This is a genomic window from uncultured Campylobacter sp. (assembly GCF_938031315.1).
In the GTDB taxonomy this organism is placed as follows: domain Bacteria; phylum Campylobacterota; class Campylobacteria; order Campylobacterales; family Campylobacteraceae; genus Campylobacter_B.
In genome coordinates this window covers 1-2754 of sequence record NZ_CALHHT010000384.1, presented here as the reverse complement: position 1 = coordinate 2754, position 2754 = coordinate 1, and the positions used below count along the sequence as shown (strand labels likewise).

General features: G+C 46.2%; 5 protein-coding genes. 1 reads left to right on the top strand and 4 read right to left on the bottom strand.

Going from position 1 to position 2754, the window contains the following annotated elements:
* Position 1: 1 nt before the first annotated feature.
* Positions 2-742, bottom strand: a complete 741-nt coding sequence (locus Q0236_RS09520) for a hypothetical protein (RefSeq protein WP_297917190.1) — start codon at positions 740-742, stop codon at positions 2-4.
* An 88-nt stretch (positions 743-830) separates the two neighbouring features.
* Here Q0236_RS09520 and efp point away from each other — a divergent pair, with 88 nt between their 5' ends.
* On the top strand, positions 831-1397 hold the full coding sequence (gene efp / locus Q0236_RS09515) for an elongation factor P (RefSeq protein ID WP_005871146.1): 567 nt from the start codon (positions 831-833) through the stop codon (positions 1395-1397).
* Between the two features lie 256 nt (positions 1398-1653).
* Here the strand turns inward: efp and Q0236_RS09510 are convergent, their stop codons facing one another.
* The 3 genes from Q0236_RS09510 to Q0236_RS09500 form a co-directional block, all read right to left on the bottom strand.
* Positions 1654-1887: a SelT/SelW/SelH family (seleno)protein gene (locus Q0236_RS09510; protein ID WP_255349569.1), complete on the bottom strand. Its 234-nt coding sequence runs from the start codon at positions 1885-1887 to the stop codon at positions 1654-1656.
* A 151-nt stretch (positions 1888-2038) separates the two neighbouring features.
* The gene (locus Q0236_RS09505; protein ID WP_297917188.1) at positions 2039-2431 is read right to left on the bottom strand and encodes a hypothetical protein; all 393 of its coding nucleotides are present in this window, start codon (positions 2429-2431) and stop codon (positions 2039-2041) included.
* A partial coding sequence (locus tag Q0236_RS09500) for a metallophosphoesterase (RefSeq protein ID WP_297917185.1) occupies positions 2391-2754 on the bottom strand: 364 nt, incomplete at its 5' end. The genes Q0236_RS09505 and Q0236_RS09500, both read right to left, overlap by 41 nt.

Below are 2754 nucleotides of genomic sequence, written 5' to 3'. Positions count from 1 at the left end.
ACTATTTTTTCACCTTGATCACGTATGGCACCGATTTGATCACGCCTTTGGAAAACAGCGTCTTGGTGTCCGCATACACGGCGTCAAGCTCGGCTTTTGAGACGTCCGCATCGCTTACCTGCGCGTCCTTGTTATAGTATTTCTCGATCACGTCGATCGCACCCTTTTGATCGCTCGGAGAGAGGGTTTTTAGATGCTTTAAAATCAGCGCCGATTTGATAAACGCGCTCTTGCCGTGCACCGGCGCAAAGATCAATTTTACGTTGCTGTTGCGAAGATGCTTCGTGATCCTTTTCATCTCCTCGGCGCAATACGGGCACTCCGGATCGCCCACGATGTAGGTCATATAGGGGTTGTTTTTATCAAATGACTCGATATAGGCAAATCTCGCGGGATCTATGCTCTTTAACAGCTCAAGCGCGGCGGCGTCCCTCGCGTCCTTTAAAATTTGAGTTCTCATCTTAAATAGCGCCGCATCCGCCGCGTCTGCAAGCTTAGGATCCTCAGTTACTGCCACTAGGCTTTTGCCGTCGTCGCTGGCTAAAAACGCTTCTTTTTTATCGCCCGAGCGGATGATTAGCAAATTTAGCCCGTTTAGCGAGTTCAGCTTATCGATCGAGATGAGCTGAGCGTTTTTATCATTTAGACTTTGCTTTAGGTTTTTTACGAACTCCGCTTCGTTCGCATTCGCGCCAAGCGCAAAAGCCGCACATGCAGCCAAAACGTAGATGATTTTTTTCATAGCTTCCCTCCCCTTAAAATTTCGCCAATTATATCAATTTAAAATAAAATTTGTTATAATCGCGCCCTATCAATTTAAGGAGAAATTTATGGCTTATTCAATGGGCGATCTAAAAAAAGGTCTAAAAATCGAGGTGGACGGAATTCCGTTTAAAATCATAGAATACCAACACGTAAAACCGGGCAAAGGGCCAGCTTTCGTGCGCGTTAAAATAAAATCTTTCATCGACGGCAAAGTGCTTGAAAAGACCTTCCACGCAGGCGATAAATGCGAAGCGCCGAATCTTGAGGAAAAAGAGATGCAGTATCTCTACGACGACGGCGAGGCGTGTCAGTTCATGGATACCGATAGCTACGAACAGATCGCGATCAGCGACGAGGACGTGGGCGAGGCGAAAAAATGGATGCTAGATGGCATGATGGTAAATATAATGTTTTACAACGGCAAAGCGATCGGCGTGGATGTGCCGCAGGTGGTGGAGCTTAAGATCGTAGAAACTGCGCCAAATTTCCGCGGCGATACGCAGGGCAGCAACAAAAAGCCCGCCACGCTTGAGACCGGCGCCGTGGTACAGATCCCATTTCACGTGCTCGAAGGTGAGGTCATCCGCGTTGACACCGTCCGCGGCGAGTATATCGAGCGCGCAAATAAATAATCCTCCCCCTGTTTTTGCGAAATTTTGATTTCGCAAAAATTCCTCTTTCTTTTAAAATTTAAACCGCGATCGTCGCGTAAATTTTGATTAAAATAACTTTTCAAATTGACTGAAATGCGGGATAATTTAGTCTAAGCTTTACGCAGCACTGATTTTGGCAAAATTCAGAATGGTTTTACGATTAAATTTAGGGATTTAAAATTTGAGTATAAAAACGCCCGAAAGCAAATCTTGCGATCCGCTTTCGGGCTTTGAGCTAGGCTGCAACTTTAATTAGATTTAAAATTTCACCTTCACTTGGGAAACGAGGCTTAGCAAAATCTTTATTAAAGAAAAGCTTTCTGCCGTCAACTTCTACTAGAAAGTCTCCGCTACCACCAGGGACCAACTCGACAACTGCATCCTTATAGACGCCTGTTATTTCATCTCTCACACGGAGAGCTTGCGGTCTATAAGATCAAGAATTACAATAAGTAATTACGACCTTCATCTTTATTCCTTTCTAAAAAAGTGCCACATTGTAGCCAAACTAGCTTAAATTTTAATATAAAGGCTCAATTTCGCGCGCCTCAGCATTTAAAATTTACGAGCGAAATTTTGCCGTTTGCAAAGCCCTAAATTTCGCTGCTGTGAGCCCAAGGCTAGTCCTTAAATTTTAAAATTTCATCGTAGCAGAGATAAAAATCGCAGCCGTGCGCATAGAATTTCTTATCGCCATGGAAGTGTCCGAAATACCACCGCTCAGGCCTTACGAGCTCAAAGATCCGCTCCAGATACTCAGACGTTTTATCGGGAGTGCTTTTGCCGCACCAAAGGTATTCTTTTAAAAATTTCATCGTAAACCACGGCGCCGTGTGGCTCAGCACCGCATCGATCCGCCCGCCCGTAGCGATGAAATCGCGCGCATTTCGTATCGCACAAGCAAACTCCTCCTCGCTTGGAATCTCGCGCGCCCACCAGCTAAGCCCCGGTATCCGATGCGCCTTATCAACGCTAAGCGCGCCGCCGAAACACAAAAAAATGTCGCCCTGCAATCTCGTAAATTTCGCCGCGCCGTAGCCAAAATATGTTTTCGCCACCCACGCTCACGGTGCCGCCAAATTTCCGCTCGCGTGGCAGCTCGTCCAACATATCGAAATTTTCATGGTTGCCGTCTATGAAAAGAAGCGTGGCGGGGAAATATCTTTCTATATTTTTGCGCGCCATAAACTCATCTATCCGCTCGCTCCAAAACAGCCCGAAATCCCCAAGCACGATGACGAAATCATCGGCACTAAGCCCGCCCGCAAAGGCTTTGTTCGTTATTTTGCCGATCTCGTTTATGCCGTGCGTATCGCCGCAAAGATATATCATCTGC